The 16,651-nt window shown below is 61.8% G+C and carries 16 protein-coding genes; 8 read left to right on the top strand and 8 right to left on the bottom strand.

Going from position 1 to position 16,651, the window contains the following annotated elements; translation table 11 throughout:
- The first annotated feature begins 374 nt into the window (after window positions 1-374).
- The 5 genes from NAV32_RS12205 to NAV32_RS12185 all read left to right on the top strand — a co-directional run bounded on the left by NAV32_RS12205 (window position 375) and on the right by NAV32_RS12185 (window position 5,645).
- Window positions 375-1,394, top strand: a complete 1,020-nt coding sequence (locus NAV32_RS12205; RefSeq protein ID WP_256053077.1) for a CNNM domain-containing protein — start codon at window positions 375-377, stop codon at window positions 1,392-1,394.
- 103 nt (window positions 1,395-1,497) lie between these two features.
- The gene (locus NAV32_RS12200) at window positions 1,498-2,385 is read left to right on the top strand and encodes an NAD(P)-dependent oxidoreductase (RefSeq protein WP_256053076.1); all 888 of its coding nucleotides are present in this window, start codon (window positions 1,498-1,500) and stop codon (window positions 2,383-2,385) included.
- On the top strand, window positions 2,382-3,176 hold the full coding sequence (locus NAV32_RS12195) for a hydroxypyruvate isomerase family protein (RefSeq protein ID WP_256053075.1): 795 nt from the start codon (window positions 2,382-2,384) through the stop codon (window positions 3,174-3,176). Before NAV32_RS12200 ends, NAV32_RS12195 begins: the two co-directional genes overlap by 4 nt.
- Before the next feature lie 112 nt (window positions 3,177-3,288).
- Entirely contained in the window at window positions 3,289-4,635 is a 1,347-nt protein-coding gene (locus NAV32_RS12190; protein ID WP_256053074.1) for a spinster family MFS transporter, read from the top strand.
- Window positions 4,636-4,754: 119 nt separating this feature from the next.
- Window positions 4,755-5,645, top strand: a complete 891-nt coding sequence (locus tag NAV32_RS12185) for a CHAD domain-containing protein (RefSeq protein WP_256053072.1) — start codon at window positions 4,755-4,757, stop codon at window positions 5,643-5,645.
- 15 nt (window positions 5,646-5,660) lie between these two features.
- Here the strand turns inward: NAV32_RS12185 and NAV32_RS12180 are convergent, their stop codons facing one another.
- The 3 genes from NAV32_RS12180 to NAV32_RS12170 form a co-directional block, all read right to left on the bottom strand.
- A complete protein-coding gene (locus tag NAV32_RS12180; RefSeq protein ID WP_256053071.1) occupies window positions 5,661-6,071 on the bottom strand; it encodes a DUF6306 domain-containing protein in 411 nt (136 codons plus the stop codon).
- Between the two features lie 61 nt (window positions 6,072-6,132).
- Window positions 6,133-6,684 (bottom strand): peptidylprolyl isomerase, encoded by a 552-nt coding sequence (locus NAV32_RS12175; RefSeq protein WP_256053070.1) that lies wholly within the window; start codon window positions 6,682-6,684, stop codon window positions 6,133-6,135.
- The gene (locus NAV32_RS12170; protein ID WP_256053069.1) at window positions 6,681-7,625 is read right to left on the bottom strand and encodes a LysR family transcriptional regulator; all 945 of its coding nucleotides are present in this window, start codon (window positions 7,623-7,625) and stop codon (window positions 6,681-6,683) included. Before NAV32_RS12170 ends, NAV32_RS12175 begins: the two co-directional genes overlap by 4 nt.
- 65 nt (window positions 7,626-7,690) lie before the next feature.
- On the opposite strand from NAV32_RS12170, the gene NAV32_RS12165 reads away from it, so the two are divergent.
- Both NAV32_RS12165 and NAV32_RS12160 read left to right on the top strand, forming a co-directional pair.
- Complete coding sequence (locus NAV32_RS12165; protein ID WP_256053068.1) at window positions 7,691-8,011, top strand: 3-phosphoglycerate kinase; 321 nt, start codon at window positions 7,691-7,693, stop codon at window positions 8,009-8,011.
- Window positions 8,012-8,181: 170 nt separating this feature from the next.
- Entirely contained in the window at window positions 8,182-9,528 is a 1,347-nt protein-coding gene (locus NAV32_RS12160) for a DEAD/DEAH box helicase (protein WP_256053067.1), read from the top strand.
- A gap of 144 nt (window positions 9,529-9,672) precedes the next feature.
- Here NAV32_RS12160 and NAV32_RS12155 read toward each other — a convergent pair whose 3' ends face one another.
- A complete protein-coding gene (locus NAV32_RS12155; RefSeq protein WP_256053066.1) occupies window positions 9,673-9,966 on the bottom strand; it encodes a hypothetical protein in 294 nt (97 codons plus the stop codon).
- 148 nt (window positions 9,967-10,114) lie between these two features.
- Here NAV32_RS12155 and NAV32_RS12150 point away from each other — a divergent pair, with 148 nt between their 5' ends.
- A complete protein-coding gene (locus NAV32_RS12150) occupies window positions 10,115-10,489 on the top strand; it encodes a transcriptional regulator (protein ID WP_256053065.1) in 375 nt (124 codons plus the stop codon).
- Between the two features lie 284 nt (window positions 10,490-10,773).
- Here NAV32_RS12150 and egtD read toward each other — a convergent pair whose 3' ends face one another.
- The 4 genes from egtD to rapA all read right to left on the bottom strand — a co-directional run bounded on the left by egtD (window position 10,774) and on the right by rapA (window position 16,423).
- Window positions 10,774-11,739: an L-histidine N(alpha)-methyltransferase gene (gene egtD / locus NAV32_RS12145; RefSeq protein WP_256053064.1), complete on the bottom strand. Its 966-nt coding sequence runs from the start codon at window positions 11,737-11,739 to the stop codon at window positions 10,774-10,776.
- A 1-nt stretch (window position 11,740) separates the two neighbouring features.
- On the bottom strand, window positions 11,741-13,036 hold the full coding sequence (egtB, locus tag NAV32_RS12140) for an ergothioneine biosynthesis protein EgtB (RefSeq protein ID WP_256053063.1): 1,296 nt from the start codon (window positions 13,034-13,036) through the stop codon (window positions 11,741-11,743).
- Between the two features lie 101 nt (window positions 13,037-13,137).
- Window positions 13,138-13,449: a hypothetical protein gene (locus NAV32_RS12135; RefSeq protein ID WP_256053062.1), complete on the bottom strand. Its 312-nt coding sequence runs from the start codon at window positions 13,447-13,449 to the stop codon at window positions 13,138-13,140.
- Window positions 13,450-13,573: 124 nt separating this feature from the next.
- Window positions 13,574-16,423 carry an RNA polymerase-associated protein RapA gene (rapA, locus tag NAV32_RS12130; protein ID WP_256053061.1) on the bottom strand — a complete coding sequence of 950 codons (2,850 nt, stop codon included), beginning with the start codon at window positions 16,421-16,423 and terminating at the stop codon, window positions 13,574-13,576.
- Window positions 16,424-16,651: the final 228 nt, after the last annotated feature.

The following is a 16,651-nucleotide window of genomic DNA, read 5'->3' as shown; positions in this document are numbered from 1 at the left end:
CGAGAGAAAAACAACCGCTTGCATTCTGCTGAGCCGCGCGCTCTCTTGCTTAGCGGATTCCTTCGCGACATTTGGCCTATGTCAAAGAGACCGCAAGACTGTGGGCTCAGCGGGGACATCATAGTTTTTCGATCTTGCACTGCATTGGCACGACTTCAGCCCTGCCTGTCTCGACCATCCCGCCCGCAAACCCGCGCCGCGCCTGCCCGCCCTGAGTCATCCCAGGTTGTCGCTGGTTATCCCACCGACTTCTGGCCCTGTGCCATCTCTAGCGTTAACTCACAAATCAAATGTTGCACTCGCGAGTGCAAGTCGGTGGATTGTTTTTTGCTGTCGCCTCTACCATGAGTCTCCTTTGGCAACCTACCGACACCATGACCCTTCTGATAGCGTTCGCTGTCCTGTCCATCTGCGTATCCTTCCTCTGTTCCATCCTCGAGGCTGCGCTGCTTTCCATCACACCCAGCTTCATTGCCAGCCAAAAGGTCGATAAGCCCAGGCTCTACGAGCGCCTGAAGAATCTGAAAGATCAGGTCGATCAGCCGCTGGCGGCGATCCTTACGCTCAATACCGTTGCGCATACCGTGGGCGCGACGGGCGTTGGCGCGCAGGTCACGGTGGTTTTCGGTGATGGTTACCTGGGGATTGCTTCGGCGGTCATGACCATCCTGATCCTGGTCCTGTCGGAAATCCTGCCGAAGTCGATCGGCGCGCGCTACTGGCGGCAGATCGCGCCCTATCTCCCGTCCCTGCTTGGCGCGATGATCCTGCTGCTGAAGCCTTTCATCCTGCTGTCCGACCAGATCATGCGGATGTTTGCCGGGAAGGCGCCCACTCATGATGTACGTGAGGAAATCAAGGCGCTGACTGTTCTCGGGCGCGAAGTCGGTGAGCTGGACGAGGATGAGCAGCGCGTCATCAGCAATATTCTCGATCTGCACGAGATCAAGGTTCGAGCAGTCATGACCCCGAGAACCGTGTGTGAGTTCGTGTCGCCGGATGAGACCGTTGCCGATCTGAAGCAGAAGATTCGCCACAGCCAGTTTTCGCGCTATCCGGTCATTGGTGAGGGCGAGACGCCCCTGGGCGTGATCTTCCGTTACGACGCGCTGGCAGCGGATGATGACAGCGCCCCGGTGTCCAGCATTACCAAACCGCTCAAGGTTGTTCACGAAACGGCCAATGTCGAGCAGCTGATGACTCAACTGATGCATGAGCGCCAGCACATGTGCCTTGTGTATGACGAGTTCGGCGGTTGGCAGGGGCTGGTGACGCTCGAAGACATCATCGAAACCATCATTGGCAAACCGATCCTCGACGAAACCGACGACATCCCCAACATGCGTCGCTTCGCCAAACGCCGCTGGGAGCATCGAATCAAGGCGACTCGCTGAGGTCCCCTGGCGGAAACGCGCGACCGGGTGGGACGTGACGACTTGGCTGTTGGCACCTGTGCGGCGCTAGAATCCTCATCCCCAGCTTTCGAGGAGCCGCCCGATGTCCGATCTGCCTTCAATTGCCTTTGCCGGTATCGGCCTGATGGGCCTGCGCATGTGTCGCAGGCTGCTGGCCGCCGGCTTTCCCCTGACGGTCTGGAATCGCTCGCCGGACAAATGTGCTGCGCTGGTCGAAGCCGGCGCCCGGCAGGTGCATAGCCCCGCCGAGCTCTGTGCCAATGCCGATATCCTGTTGCTCTGCCTGGCCGATACCGCGGTGGTGCGTGAGGTTGTTTTTGGTCCCGGCGGCATAGTCGAAGGCGCGCGAGAGGGTCAGCTGCTGGTTGATCATTCCAGTCTGGAGCCTGCCGCCACTCGCGCCATGGCCGCCGAGCTGGAGGCGCGCAGCGGTATGCGTTGGATCGATGCGCCGGTATCCGGTGGTACGGGGGGCGCCGAGGCGGGCAGCCTGGCGATCATGGCGGGCGGTCGGGCCGAAGATATCGCGCGAGTGCGGCCTGTGCTGATGCATCTGGGGCAACGCCTGACCCGCATGGGCGAGGTCGGTGCGGGCCAGGTGACCAAGGCCTGCAACCAGATGATCGTTGCCTGCAACGCGCTGGTGATTGCCGAAGTGGTGGCGCTTGCCGAGCGCTCCGGGGTTGATGCCGGTCTGATCGCGCCGGCACTGGCGGGAGGTTTCGCTGACTCCAGACCGCTGCAGATTCTCGCGCCGCAGATGGCCAGCAGTGAGTTCGAGCCGATCAAATGGCATGTGCGCACCCTGCTCAAGGATCTGGATACCGCCGCGCAACTGTCCCGTGAGGAAGGCAGCGCAACACCCATGACCGGGCTGGCGGCGCAGCTGATGCGGCTGCATGGCAGCCAGGGGCACCTGGATCAGGACCCTGCCACCCTGGTGAAGATGTACCGGGAGCACAAGCAATGAAGATCGCTGCCAACCTCTCCATGCTGTTCGGCGAACTGCCACTGGCCGAGCGCGTGCTGGCTGCGAAGGTGGCCGGTTTCGATGGCGTGGAAATCCAGTTTCCCTACGAGATGCCGGCGATTCGCCTGAAGGAGCTGCTCGAACGCGCCGGCTTGCCGCTGGTGCTGATCAATCTTCCGGCTGGCGATTTGTTGCAGGGTGGTGCCGGGCTGGCCGCGGTTCCGGCGTGCCAGGACGCATTCGATGCCGCCTTGCAGGAGGCGCTGACCTATGCGGCCATGGCGCGACCACTGAGCGTGAACGTATTGCCGGGCCGCCTGGCCGAAGGCGTCAGCCGCGAGCAGGCGCTGACCACACTGGCCGACAACCTGCGCAAGAGCGCCGAGGCCTTCGCGCAATTGGGCGTCGGGGTGCTTTGCGAGGCAATCAACCCTTTGGATATGCCGGGCTTTTTGATCAACACCCCCGAGCACCTGCTGGAATTGCTCGAACGGGTCGATCACCCCAACTGCCGGGCGCAGCTGGATTTCTATCACATGGCGCGACAGCAGCTGGATATCGTCGCCGGCATTCAGCAGTTGGGTCAGCGCATCGGTCATGTGCAGTTTGCCGACTGCCCCGGTCGCGGTGCGCCGGGCTCCGGCCAGCTGGCCTTCGCGCCCCTGCTCGAAGCCCTGCAGGCGGTGGGTTACGGTGGCTGGCTGGCGGCCGAATACCGCCCGGGCGAGCAGGACACGGCAGCGAGTCTGGGTTGGCTGAAGCAGTGGCGCCAGGCATGGCCGGCTGCTTGAAAGCTTCCATTGCGCAGCATAAGCAGGGCTGATTGTCACAGACAGACGACTGACAGCCCTCTAGAGTCATTCTCGGAAACCGACCGAATAACAATAAACCGAGAGCGACGTCATGCAGCAATCTACCCAAGCCGCAAACGCTTGGCGCGTGTTGTTCCTGCTGTTCCTGGCGAACCTGTTCAATTTCTTTGATCGCACCATTCCGGCGATCATCAACGAACCGATTCGCCTGGAATGGAACCTCAACGACTTCCAGCTGGGACTGATCGGCACCGCCTTCACCATCGTCTACGCCATCGCCGGTCTGCCGCTGGGTCGCATGGCCGATAATGGCTCGCGACGCAAGATCATGGGCTGGGGCCTTACAGCCTGGAGCGGGCTGACAGCGGTCAACGGTCTGGCCTGGAATTTCTGGAGTTTTCTGCTGGTCCGCATGGGGGTCGGCATTGGGGAAGCCAGCTACGCGCCAGCCGCCAACTCGCTGATCGGTGACCTGTTTCCAGCCCATAAACGTGCCCGTGCCATGGGCATCTTCATGCTTGGCCTGCCGCTCGGGCTTCTGCTGGCCTTCTTCACCATCGGCTGGATGGTCCAGGCCTTCGATAGCTGGCGTGCGCCCTTCTTTATCGCGGCAGTACCAGGGCTGATCCTGGCGGTGTTCATTTTTCTCATCAAGGAACCCCAGCGCGGCGCGGCAGAAGCCGTGAAGATTTCCCAGGAGCGCGTCGAGCAGCCCATCCGCAAGGTGCTGGCGATACGCACCTTCTGGTGGCTGGTGCTGGCCGGTCTGGCATTCAATTTCGCCACTTATGCCAGCAATGCCTTCATGGTGCCGATGCTGATGCGCTATTTCGGCGTACCGCTGGTGGAAGCATCGGTGGCTACCGGGGTCATCGTCGGCGTCACCGGTCTGGTCGGTCTGACGCTGGGTGGCTGGATCGCCGACCGCATCCATGCCCGTTACGAACGTGGTCGCCTGCTGTTTGCCAGCGCCAGCATGCTGGTGGCGACTCTCTGTACCGGTTATGCGCTGTTTGCCGGGCAGATCGCCGTTGGCCTGTTCGTCGCAATATTCAGCATCGGCTGGCTGTTTTCGTACAACTTCTACACGTGCGTCTATACCGCCATTCAGGATGTGGTCGAACCACGTCTGCGCGCCACGGCCATGGCGTTGTTCTTCGCCGGTCTGTACCTGCTCGGCGGCGGTATGGGCACGGTGGTGGTGGGGCTGTTGTCCGATCATTTCGCCCATTCGGCGATGCTTGCCGCAGGCGCCAGCGAGATGAGCGAAGCCTTTAGAGCGGTGGGGCTGCACGATGCCATGTTTCTGATTCCGGCGACCTTGCTGCTGACCATGGTGTTCCTGTTTTTCGCTTCGCGTAGCTTCGCGCAGGACGCCAGGCGGATGACCGCCGGCATGGCAGCGGGTGCCGAGCAGGCCGAAGCGGTGCCGGCCTGACCGTTCCCCTTAGCGCGGGTGCTATGGCCAGCCTGACGAATAAAGGCTAGGGTGAATCCCTGTCCGAAGCGACTCCGCGAGGCAGAGTGGGCTCGGTAAACACGACTTGGGGAGTTGTCATGGCTTACAGGCTGCGCCTTCAGAATCCGGCTGGTGCTGTGCGCAAGGTTGGTTACCAGGGCATCGATAAAGCCATCAGCGCGCTGGGCGTACCGGTTTCGGATAAGGCCGAAGGCATACATCAGGCCCGCAAGCGCTTCAAGGAGTTGCGCGCCCTGCTACGCCTGGTGCGCAAGCCGATGGGGGTAGCGTTTACCGGTGAAAGCCAGCGGCTGCGCGGTCTGGGGCGTGTACTGGCTCAGACCCGTGAGGCCAGTGCCCTGCTGGAAAGCTGGGACCTGCTGACCCGGCGCTTTCCCGAGGTATTTGGCAGCGTCGAGTTCAGGCAGGTTCGCCGCCGACTGGAGGCGCGGGCACGGAGCGAGCATGTTGACAGCGATCTCGATGAGCGCGTCGAGCAGGTCATCGCAGAGTTGCAGGCCGCCAGAGCAAGCATCGATACGTGGCCACTGAAGGGGCAGGGTTTCGATCTGCTGTCTGCGGGTGTTGAGCGTACCTACGCCGATGGCTGCGCGGAGCTGGCCAGGGCGCGGCTCGATCGCAGTGCCGAGAAGCTCCATGAGTGGCGCAAGCGGGTCAAGGATCACTGGTATCAGACGCAGCTGCTGACACCGCTCTGGCCATCGCTGATGCGTTTGCGCAGCAAGTCGCTGAAGCAGTTGGCGGATGCACTGGGCGACGACCACGACCTGGCGATGATGCAACAACTGATGCAGTCGCAACCCGCGCTGTTTGGCGCAGAGTCCGTGCATGAGCAGCTGGGCAAGGCCATTGAACAGCGTCGTAGCGAGCTGCAGAAACTGGCATTTGCCCTCGGTGACGAGCTTTATCTGGAAACGCCCGAGAAGCTGGTGTCGCGCTGGCGACGCTACTGGAAGGACGCCCGGTAAGTAACAGGGCGAGCCTCAGGCGTTGCTGTTGACTTCGTGTATGCGCAGCATCTTTTCCAGCTCGCCGCGAATCAGATCATCCTCACAGCCGGGCAGGTATTCGCGCAGCTTGCGGATCACCCATTGCTGGCCCTTGTCGACAAAGGGCAGGCGCTTGTCCAGCGACTCGATGGCCATGGCCTTGCCATAGAAGGCGCCGGTCTCGCGGTTCGGTTCGATGCCCAGATGCTGGAGGCAGTTGAGCACAAGCTTGCAGCTGTCGACCTCGCCCTGGCGAATCTGCTCAAGCAGTTTGCGCTGCGCAGGGTCGCTGCACTGCTGCAGGCTTTCTCCGGCAACCCTGGCGCCGGCGCGCTCGGCGCTGAGCAGATCCTGGAGCAGCTTTGCTTCGCCTTCGGCGGTATTCAGGTGATTCTGTTCATTCATGGCTCGGTCTCCTGCTCTGTGCCGAGCGCCGGCGCATCACTGCGCCAGCGCCGGGTACGGGTTACAGTTTTTTCGCGGAAATAATCTTCACCGGTGTCAACGGGACGTTCTGCATCATGCTGCGGTTGCCGGTTGGCACCTGGGCGATCTGGTCGACCACCTCCATGCCGCGTACCACCTTGGCGAACACCGCATAGCCAAAGTCACGGCTGCCATGGTCGAGGAAGTCATTGTCACGGTGATTGATGAAAAACTGGCTGGTGGCCGAATCGACGTTCTGGGTACGGGCCATGGCCAGCGTGCCGCGAACGTTGTGCAGACCGTTGTCGGCCTCGTTCTTGATCGGCGCCCTGGTGGATTTCTGACCGAGACCGTCGTTGAAACCGCCGCCCTGGATCATGAAGCCGGGAATCACGCGGTGGAACACGGTGTTGTCGTAGAAACCGCTTTCCACATATTCGAGAAAGTTTTTCACGCTGATGGGGGCTTTTTCGGCCTCCAGTTCAATTTCGATTTCACCCATGCTGGTGTTCAGCAGTACGTGCGGGTTGTCTGCGGCGAACAGGTTCCCGGCGAGCAGCAATGAGCAGGCGGCAAGTACAAGTCGTTTCATGGTGTAGTCCTGGTGTGGTTGGAAGCCTGGTTCAGCCTGCCCGGCGCAGACTGTGATTGAGCATCGTACGTCTTGATCAGCTCGATGAGAATCTGTGTTGCCGGGCCGAGTGGCTTGTCGGGGTTGGTGTAAAGGTAGAAAAGCGGGCGGCGGATGCTGCCCTGGATCATTGGCAGCGGTTTGAGTATGCCCTCTGCCAGTTCGCGACCGATCATGTGCCGCGGTAGCCAGGCGAAACCCAGGCCGCTGCTGACGAAGGCGACCGAAGTGGCCAGGCTGCCGACGGTCCAGCGCTGTTCGGCGCCCAGCCAGCCGGCGTCACGTGGCTGGCGCTGGCCGGAGTCACGCACCACCACCTGCATCTGGCTCTGCAGGTCCTGCACGCTGAGTTTGCGCTGGAGCTGGTGCAGCGAATGCTCGGCATGGGCGACGGCGATGAATTCGACGGTGCCCAGTTCAGCGCCGAGGTAGCCGGTGATGTCCAGGCCGGTGATGGCCAGGTCAGCGGTGCCATCCTTGAGGACGTCTTCGACGCCCGACAGCACCTCCTCGCGCAGCCGTACGCGGCAGCCTCGGCTGCGCGGCATAAATTCGGTCAGCGCGCGAATCAGCTGGGCATTGGGATAGGCGGCGTCTACCACCAGCCGCACCTCGGCTTCCCAGCCTAGCTCCATATGATGCGCCAGCTCTTCCAGCTGCCCGGCCTGGCTCACCAGCTGCCGGGAGCGACGCACCAGCACTTCGCCCGCTTCGGTGAGCACCGCCTTGCGTCCCTCGATGCGCAGCAGCGGGATACCGAGCTGTTCCTGCATGCGCGCCACGGTATAGCTGACCGAGGACTGCGAACGATGAAGAACTTCGGCCGCCTGGGCGAAGCCGCCGTGGTCGACCACGGCCTGCAGGGTCCGCCACTGATCAAGGGTTACGCGGGGCGTTTTCATTCCGTTGCTTTCCTGTTGCGTCTGTCTGGTAGGCTGGCATCCGCCTTGTCGAGGAGCTGCACACAATGAAAAGAATCTGCATCGCTGCGTTGGCCATCATCCCACTGAGCGCCGTGGCCGTCAGCTACCCGGTGGAAATGGATCAGCAGCTCAATGGCGCTGAAATGGTTGTCAGTACCGAATCCATCGACCGGGACATGGCCGCCTTGTTGCTGCAGAACATCGGTGAGCGTCCGGTGGCCTGCACGGCTGTCTTCCGCAACGGCCCTGAGGCGCCGCGCACCCGTCACACCACGCTGCAGGCCGGCGAGCGCAAGCCGCTGACGGCCAAGTTCAAGCGTGAAGTGATTCGCCTGCGGATCAAGCTGACCTGCGAACCGCAATGATCTTCGGCGCAGCAAGGCACCTTTAGGCCATGCCTGCGATCAGTTTGGGCCACTCTTCGCGAGCGTGGCCTTCTGCGAGAAGGTGTGTCGCCGGTTCGTCGCTGTGCGCTTTTGCCTGGCAGACGGGTTACTCTATGCGACGTTTTTTTACGATCTCCTGAGGTGCCCCCTTGTTTGACCAATTCGCCCTGCACGAACGCCTGCTCAAGGCAGTCGCCGAACTCAAATTCGTCGAGCCGACCCCGGTGCAGGCTGCGGCCATTCCTCCGGCACTTGAGGGGCGTGACCTGCGGGTCACGGCGCAGACCGGTAGCGGCAAGACGGCGGCCTTCGTGCTGCCGATGCTTAATCGTCTGATTGGCGATGCCGTGGTGCGTACCGATGTGCGCGCGCTGATTTTGCTACCGACCCGCGAGCTGGCGCAGCAGACACTCAAGGAAGTCGAGCGCTTCTCGCAGTTCACCTTTATCAAGTCGGCGATGATCACCGGCGGCGAGGACTTCAAGGTCCAGGCGGCGATCATGCGCAAGGTGCCGGACATTCTCATCGGCACGCCAGGACGGATGATCGAGCATCTCAATGCCGGCACGCTGATCCTCAAAGACGTCGAGCTGCTGATCCTCGATGAAGCCGACCGCATGCTCGACATGGGCTTTGCCGAGGATGTTCAGCGCCTGGTGGGTGAGTGCAACAAGCGCCAGCAAACGCTGCTGTTCTCCGCTACTAGTGGCGGTGCGGCTCTGCGCGAGATGGCCGCCAGCGTGTTGCGCGACCCGCTGCACCTGCAGCTAAACCGTGTCAGCGAGCTGAACGAAGGTACGCGTCAGCAGATCATCACCGCCGAAAGTCCTGAACATAAGGAAAAGCTGGTCCATTGGCTGCTGGCCAACGAGACCTACAAGAAGGCCGTGATCTTCACCAACACCCGTGTTCAGGCCGACCGACTTTATGGCCGGCTGGTAGCCGAAGGCGTGAAGGCCTATGTGTTGCACGGCGACAAGGATCAGAAGGACCGCAAACTGGCCATCGATCGGGTCAAGGAAGGCGGTGTGAAGGTGCTGGTGGCGACCGACGTGGCGGCGCGCGGGCTGGATATCGAAGGGCTGGACCTGGTGATCAACTTCGACATGCCACGTTCCGGCGACGAATACGTGCACCGCATCGGCCGGACCGGGCGTGCCGGTGCAGAAGGACTGGCCATCTCGCTGATCTGCCACAACGACTGGAACCTGATGTCGAGCATCGAGCGCTACCTCAAGCAGCGTTTCGAGCACCGCGTGGTCAAGGGCCTCAAGGGCGGCTACATGGGGCCGAAGAATCTCAAGGCCTCGGGCAAGGCTGCGGGTACCAAGAAGAAAAAGGATGACAAGAAGAACGGCGGTGACAAGAAGGCCAAGCAAGCCGGAAAGCCGACCGCCAAGCGACCGAAGAATGCCAAACGCGAAGCCCCGGCGTCGCAGGTGGTCAGCAGTGACGGCATGGCGCCGCTACGACGCAAGAAGCCCGAAGGGCAATAAGACGTGCAATGGCGGGTTATGTGCCGTTGGCTGTCGTGAGCACGCGAGCCAACCACTTGGTGGGAGCGGCTTCAGCCGCGGCATTCGCGGGTAAATCCGCTCTCACGAAAGCAGTATTGTTCCGCCAGCACGTCGCAGGGAGATTCAGCGCTCCTTGGCTGGCGGAATATCCGCTTCCTTTTCAGCCTGCTCGATGTGCTGCAAACGCCGTTCGTAAGCCTGGCATTCGTCGCCCAGCTCGTCCGCAGTTCGCTTGACTTCCATTTCCCGCAATTGCTCGTTGATCTCGGCGGCGCGCTCCGGATCGCGTTCGGTCAGCTGCTCGACGCGCTCGGCCAGTTGCGCCGCCTTGTCATTGATCTGGTCCGGGGTGCATTCGGCCAATACCGGCTGGCTTGCCAGCAGGGCGGCTGCGAGGGGAATCATCAGGTATTTCATGGCTGCGCTCCGTTAACGGCTTGTACGGTGGATCATCGCAACAGTGCTTTGGTTCAAGCCTTCTGGCTATCGAACCATGCCCACCTGAATGGGGTCCCTATAACAAAGCCGCACGCTTTGAAGCGGCGACAAGCACGGGAGAATGTTCATGACCTACGATTGGAGCCTGATGCTGCGCCTGCTGCGTGAAGTGCAGAAACCCGGCAACGAACCCTTCACGCCGCGTCAGTACGCAGAAGAGCACGCCGTCGCGCTGGAAGATGACAGCCAGCCAATGCCCAACCTCGATTCGCTAAAGGCCGATGCCCAGAACTACGAGAGTTTGCTGTTCGAAGGGGGTTTCATTGTTTCGCGACCCGAAGAGCAGGGCGGTAACGGTGAGAATTTCATTCTGACTGAGCGCGGTCAGCGACTGCTGGATATCCTCGAAGAGGGTAATGCCGATACCGGGCTGCGCCAGCGTCTGGACGAAAAGGGCCAGGCCGCTCTGGTACCGGAAATATTCGATGAACTGGCCCGTTAACAGGCCGTTGTAAAACTAAACCGGCAATTGCGGGTGTGCCTTGCCGGTTTTTCATATCCAGCGACACTGATGAGTGCTCGCTTCACTTGTTTCGTGATTTGCGGCAGTCGCTTGCATTAGCGCTGTCGTTTCTGTTCGAGGCTCTCTACGGTCAGTTCCAGCGCCTTGCGCATGTCCAGCGAGGCCCAACGTCGGTGTCAGATCGTCTGGTTCCTTGGCAGCACTCGCAGGGCTTGAATTCAGTATGAGCAACAGGTTGCTCATACAGGCGCGTTGCAGCCTGGTCATGGGCGTCGTTGCAGGTAATGCACGCTGAAGAGCTGCCGCGGGTCGGTCCATTGCCCGCTGGACTCGAATCCGGCGCTACCGGCCAATTCGGTGAAACTGCCCAGGCTGTATTTGTAGGAGTTCTCGGTGTGCAGGCTCTCACCGGCTTCAAAGTGAAACTTCCGACCTTCGAGGGTGACAGTCTGCGCCACACGGCTGACCAGATGCATTTCGATGCGTGACTGGTCTTCGTTGAAAAAGGCCCGATGAACGAAGCGTGACGGGTCGATATCGCTGTCCAGCTCCCGGTGGATACGCTGCAGCAGATTGAGGTTGAACGCTGCCGTGACCTGGGCGCGGTCATTGTAGGCGGCTTCCAGTGTGGCCTTGTCCTTGACCAGATCGACACCGATCAGCACGCCGCTGCCGGGTGGAAGGATGTCATGCAAATGGCCGAGCAGACGGCGTGCCTGCTGCGGGGTGAAATTGCCGATGCTGGAGCCGGGAAAGAACACCAGCGGGTGTTCCAGAGCAAAATCTTCGGGCAATTGCAGCGACTCCGAGAAGTCGCTGCAGGCGGCATGCACATCGAGCCACGGGTAATCGGTAGCCAGTCGGCGGGTGCTGCTCAGCAGAAAATCTTCGGAAATATCAATACCCAGGTAGCTGGCCGGTCGAAGTCCTTCGAGCAGAAGGCGAACCTTGCGGCTGGCGCCGCTGCCCAGTTCGATCAGGTTGCTTTGCGGCCCGGCTATCTCACGGATGTCTTCGGCGGCATCGGCGAGAATGCGTTCCTCGGTGCGGGTCAGGTAATACTCCGGTTGTAGGCATATCTGCTCGAACAGCTCCGAACCGCGTCGATCATAGAAAAACTTGGGCGAGATATGCTTGGGCGAAGCCGCAAAGCCCGCCAATGCCTCGTCACGCAGGGAACTGTCCCCAGGTGGTTGGATACTGTCATGCAGCTGTACGGCCAATGCCATCTTACGGCTCCCTGGCCAGGCGTAGCCCGGCGAACTGCCAGCGCATGGCCGGCTGGAAGAAATTGCGGTAGGTGGCGCGAATATGGTGTTGGGGCGTGGCGCAGCAGCCACCGCGCAGGACCATCTGCCCTGACATGAACTTGCCGTTGTACTCCCCCAGGCTGCCGTCCAGTGAGCGGAAGCCGGGGTAGGGCCGGTAGGCGCTGGCGGTCCATTCCCAGGCATCGCCGAACATCTGCCTCAGTCCTTCTGCGGGCGAAGCGGCTACCGGCTGCAGGTGATCGCTTTCAAGAAAGTTACCCTGCCGGGGCTGCTCACTGGCGGCCACTTCCCATTCGGCTTCGGTGGGCAGGCGCGCGCCGGCCCAGCGGGCGTAGGCATCCGCCTCGTAGAAGCTGATGTGGCAGACCGGCGCATCGAGGTCCAGTGCACGCAGGCCGCCGAGCGTCATCTCGTGCCAGGCATCATCCAGGCGTTGCCAGTACAGCGGTGAATCCCAGCCGTGCTGGCGAATGTGCGCCCAGCCGTCCGATAGCCAGAGTTCGCTGCGTGCATAGCCGCCATCGGTCATAAAGGACAGATATTCGCGGTTGCTGATCAGCCGGTCGGCCAGTTGGAAGTCCTCGATGAACTGTCGATGCCGTGGTGTTTCACAATCGAAGGCAAAGCCTGAACCGGCGTGGCCGATGGACTGTATGCCGCTGGTGTAGTCGTGCCAGCGCAGGGGAGTGTTGAGCGGTGTTGGCGCCGGCTTCAGGTTGTTTCGGTAGACCGGCTGCAGCGGGTTTTGCGCAAGAATGTGCTTGATGTCCATCAGCAGCAGTTCCTGGTGCTGCTGCTCATGTTGCAGACCCAGTTCGACCCGGTGCTGGATTTCTTCTGCATGCTGGCGTGGCGGATCGGCCAGCAGTTCGCCCATGGCCTGATCGATGTGCTGCCGGAAGCGATAGACGTCCGCCACGCCGGGCCGGGAAATCAGCCCCCGACTGGCACGTGGGAAAGGCCTGCCGTGTGTTTCGTAATAGGAATTGAACAGGTGGTCGTAGGCCGGATCGAGAGGCCTGTAGCCGGTCAGGAAGGGCTTGAGCACGAAGGCTTCGAAGAACCAGCTGACGTGCGCCAGATGCCACTTGGGCGGGCTGACGTCCGGCATGCTCTGGATGATGTAATCCTCGATCTGCAAGGGTGTACAGATTGCTTCGCTGGCTGCGCGCACCTGGGTGAAGCGCCGCAGCGGGGACTCCGCTTCGGCAGGGAGCGGTCGCTCTATTGGCTGTTCTTCTGCCAGGTTGCCCATGGAGATCCCCCTCGTTGGCATGGGATGGGCGGTGTAGTGCCTGCGGGTGCGTTGCACGCACAAGGCCTGGGCCATCCCGGTTCGAGCTGTGCAGCCTGCGATCAATAGTTGGGCGGTGTCTCCGGGATGCCGGTGTCGTCTGCGAGGACCGGCATGGTCCAAGGTTCGAGCCGCTGGGCCTTGTCCTCGACGTCCAGGCGCGCATGCTCGATCACGCTACCCAGCCGTTGGGCATGGCTGTACTCCTCACGCGATACGGCGGGTACGCGCAGCACTTCACCGCCGCTGCCGTCCATCACGGTAAAGCCGAAGCTGTCGTCGTCCGGGTTGGCGCTGGTCACGCAGCCGCACGGCAGGAAGGCTTCAGAGACGAGCTGCATTGCGTCATCGAGGGTCAGGGCGTGGTCGCTCATGGCGTTCTCCATCATCAGGCTGTGTGATGTGGACCGCTCAAACGCGAGGCCGTTTCCTTAGTGGTAAAGGAAGGGCGCAGGAAGGGGGTGCCCCGGCGCTGGGCCGGGGCTTTGGCGGGGGGAATCAGCCGGCGACCAGTACGCGGATGGCTTCCAGGCGCAGGGCAGCTTTTTCCAGCATGGCGAGGCCGTCTTCGCGCTGCTTGCGCAGGGCCTCGATCTCGCTGTCACGCACGCTCGGGTTGATCGCCTGCAAGGCGGTGAGGCGCGCCAGTTCCTCGTCCAGGCTGGCCTGCAGCCGACGCTGGGCAACAGCGACGCGTTCAGCATGGCGCGGGGCGATTTTCGCTTCGGCACTGCTGATCTGCGTCGCCAGCACATCGCGCTGGGCCTGGATGAATTTGTTGGCGCTGGCCCGCGGCACGCTCTCCAGCTGGTCGTTAAGTGTTTCGAAGGCCACCTTGGCCGCCAGGTCGTTGCCGTTGGCGTCGAGCAGACAACGCAGCGCCAATGTCGGAAGGAAGCGGTTGAGCTGCAGCGCGCGCGGCGCCACCACTTCGCTGACGAACAACAGCTCCAGCAACACGGTACCGGGTTTGAGTGCCTTGTTTCTGATCAGCGCCACGGCGGTATTGCCCATGGAGCCGGACAGCACCAGATCCATGCCGCCCTGCACCATGGGGTGCTCCCAGGTGAGGAACTGCATGTCTTCGCGGGCCAGTGCCTGTTCGCGGTCGTAGGTGATGGTCACCGCTTCGTCGTCGCCGAGCGGGAAGCTGGCGTCCAGCATCTTCTCGCTGGGACGAAGGATCAGTGCGTTCTCGGAGTGGTCCTCGCTGTCGATGCCGAACGCGTCGAACAACTCTTCCATGTAGATCGGCAGGGCGAACTGATCGTCCTGCTCCTCGATGGCCTCGACCAGCGCAGCACCCTGGTCACCGCCGGCGGAATTGAGTTCCAGCAGGCGGTCGCGACCGGCATGCAGTTCGGTTTCCAGGCGTTCGCGTTCGATGCGGGCTTCGTCGATCAGCTTGCTGAAGGCTTCGTCATCACCTTCTTCAAGCTGGCTCAGCAGGCGCGTACCAAACTGGTGCTGCAGCGCATTGCCGGTAGGGCAGGTGTTGAGGAAAGCGTTCAATGCCTCGTGGTACCACTTGAACAGGCGTTCCTGCGGGCTGGTTTCCAGATAGGGCACATGCAGCTGGATGACATGCGCCTGACCAATGCGGTCGAGACGGCCGATGCGCTGTTCGAGCAGGTCCGGGTGCGCCGGCAGGTCGAACAGGACAAGGTGATGGGCGAACTGGAAGTTGCGGCCTTCGCTGCCGATTTCCGAACAGATCAACACCTGCGCGCCGAACTCCTCATCGGCGAAGTAGGCAGCGGCGCGGTCACGTTCGAGGATGCTCATGCCTTCATGGAACACTGTAGCCGGAATGCCGGAGCGCACGCGCAGGGCGTCTTCCAGGTCCAGCGCGGTCTCGGCGTGGGCACAGATGACCAGTACCTTGAATTTCTTCAGCATTTTCAGCGTATCGATCAACCACTCGACACGCGGATCGAAAGTCCACCAGCGGTGCTGTGCCTCGGGTTCGTCCTGCTGACTCTGGAAGGCGACTTCCGGATACAGCTCGGCATGCTCGCCCAGGGGCAGCTCCAGATATTCAGCCGGGCAGGGCAGCGGATAGGGATGCAGCTGGCGCTCGGGGAAACCACGCACGGCGGCGCGGGTATTGCGGAACAGCAGACGCCCGGTGCCGTGGCGGTCGAGCAGTTCGCGGATCAGTCGGCTGCTGGCCTCGACATCGCCATCGGTGGCGGCGGCGAGCAGGGCTTCGCCTTCGGCGCCAAGGAAGTCATGAATGGTCTGATGTGCCTGTTGCGACAACCGACCCTCGTCGAGCAGTTCCTGCACAGCCTCGGCGACCGGCTGGTAACTGGCGCTTTCAGCGCGGAAGGCCTCCAGGTCGTGGAAACGGTTGGGGTCGAGCAGGCGCAGGCGTGCGAAATGGCTTTCCTGACCCAGCTGTTCGGGCGTTGCGGTCAGCAGCAGCACGCCGGGAATCACCTCGGCCAGCTGTTCGACCAGTCTGTATTCGGGGCTGGCGTTTTCCGGGTGCCAGACCAGATGGTGCGCTTCGTCCACCACCAGCAGGTCCCAGCCGGCGGCGAAAGCGGCGTCCTGGGCGCGTTCGTCCTCCTTTAGCCACTCCAGCGAAACCAGCGCGAGCTGGGTGTCCTCGAAGGGGTTGCTGGCATCGCTCTCGATGAAGCGTTCGTCATCGAACAATGCGACTTCCAGGTTGAAGCGGCGGCGCATTTCCACCAGCCATTGATGCTGGAGGTTTTCCGGCACCAGGATCAGTACGCGCCGGGCGCGACCCGACAGCAGCTGGCGGTGGATCACCAGGCCGGCTTCGATGGTCTTGCCCAGGCCAACCTCATCGGCCAGCAACACGCGCGGCGCGATGCGGTCAGCGACTTCGCGGGCGATGTGCAGCTGATGCGCGATGGGTTGCGCACGCACGCCGCCCAGCCCCCACAGCGAGGAAGTCAGTTGTTTGCTCTGGTTTTCCAGGGTGTGGTAGCGCAGCTTGAACCAGTTCAGCGGGTCGATCTGCCCGGCGAACAGGCGATCACTGGCCAGGCGGAACTGGATGAAGTTGGACAGCTGGGTTTCCGGCAGGGTGCGGGCTTCGTTCTGCGCGGTCAGGCCGTGATAGATCAGCAGCCCGTCGACGTCGTCGACCTCGCGCACGGTCATCTTCCAGCTTTCGAAATGGGTGACTTCATCGCCGGGTACAAAGCGCACGCGGGTCAGCGGGGCACTGCGCGCCGCATATTGGCGGGTCTCGCCGGTTGCCGGGTAAAGCACGGTAAGCATCCGTCCGTCGAGTGTCAGGATGGTTCCCAGGCCGAGTTCCGCTTCGCTGTCGCTGATCCAGCGTTGCCCCGGTAGATACTGCTGCGCCATGCTGCCTCCCGCTGTGAAAAAAGCGCGCTATGGTAACGGAACGCTGCCGTCAGAGCGACGACAGATGCCTGCGGAATCATCTCAAGGGACGGTTTTCGTTTCGCTGCGGTGGTGATGAAACGGGAGCAGGCCCCAAGCCAGTGTAGCCTTGCTATTAAAGTCGTCGGCGGTTCAGCCGATCAACCGGTACAGGTTATATTCAGCCATGGGTCGGTCATGCTGAATGGA

The sequence above is a fragment of the Stutzerimonas stutzeri genome, assembly GCF_024448695.1.
In the GTDB taxonomy this organism is placed as follows: Bacteria; Pseudomonadota; Gammaproteobacteria; order Pseudomonadales; family Pseudomonadaceae; genus Stutzerimonas; species Stutzerimonas stutzeri_T.
The sequence above is the reverse complement of the archived record's forward strand: the minus strand, read 5'-3'. Positions and strand labels throughout refer to the sequence as shown.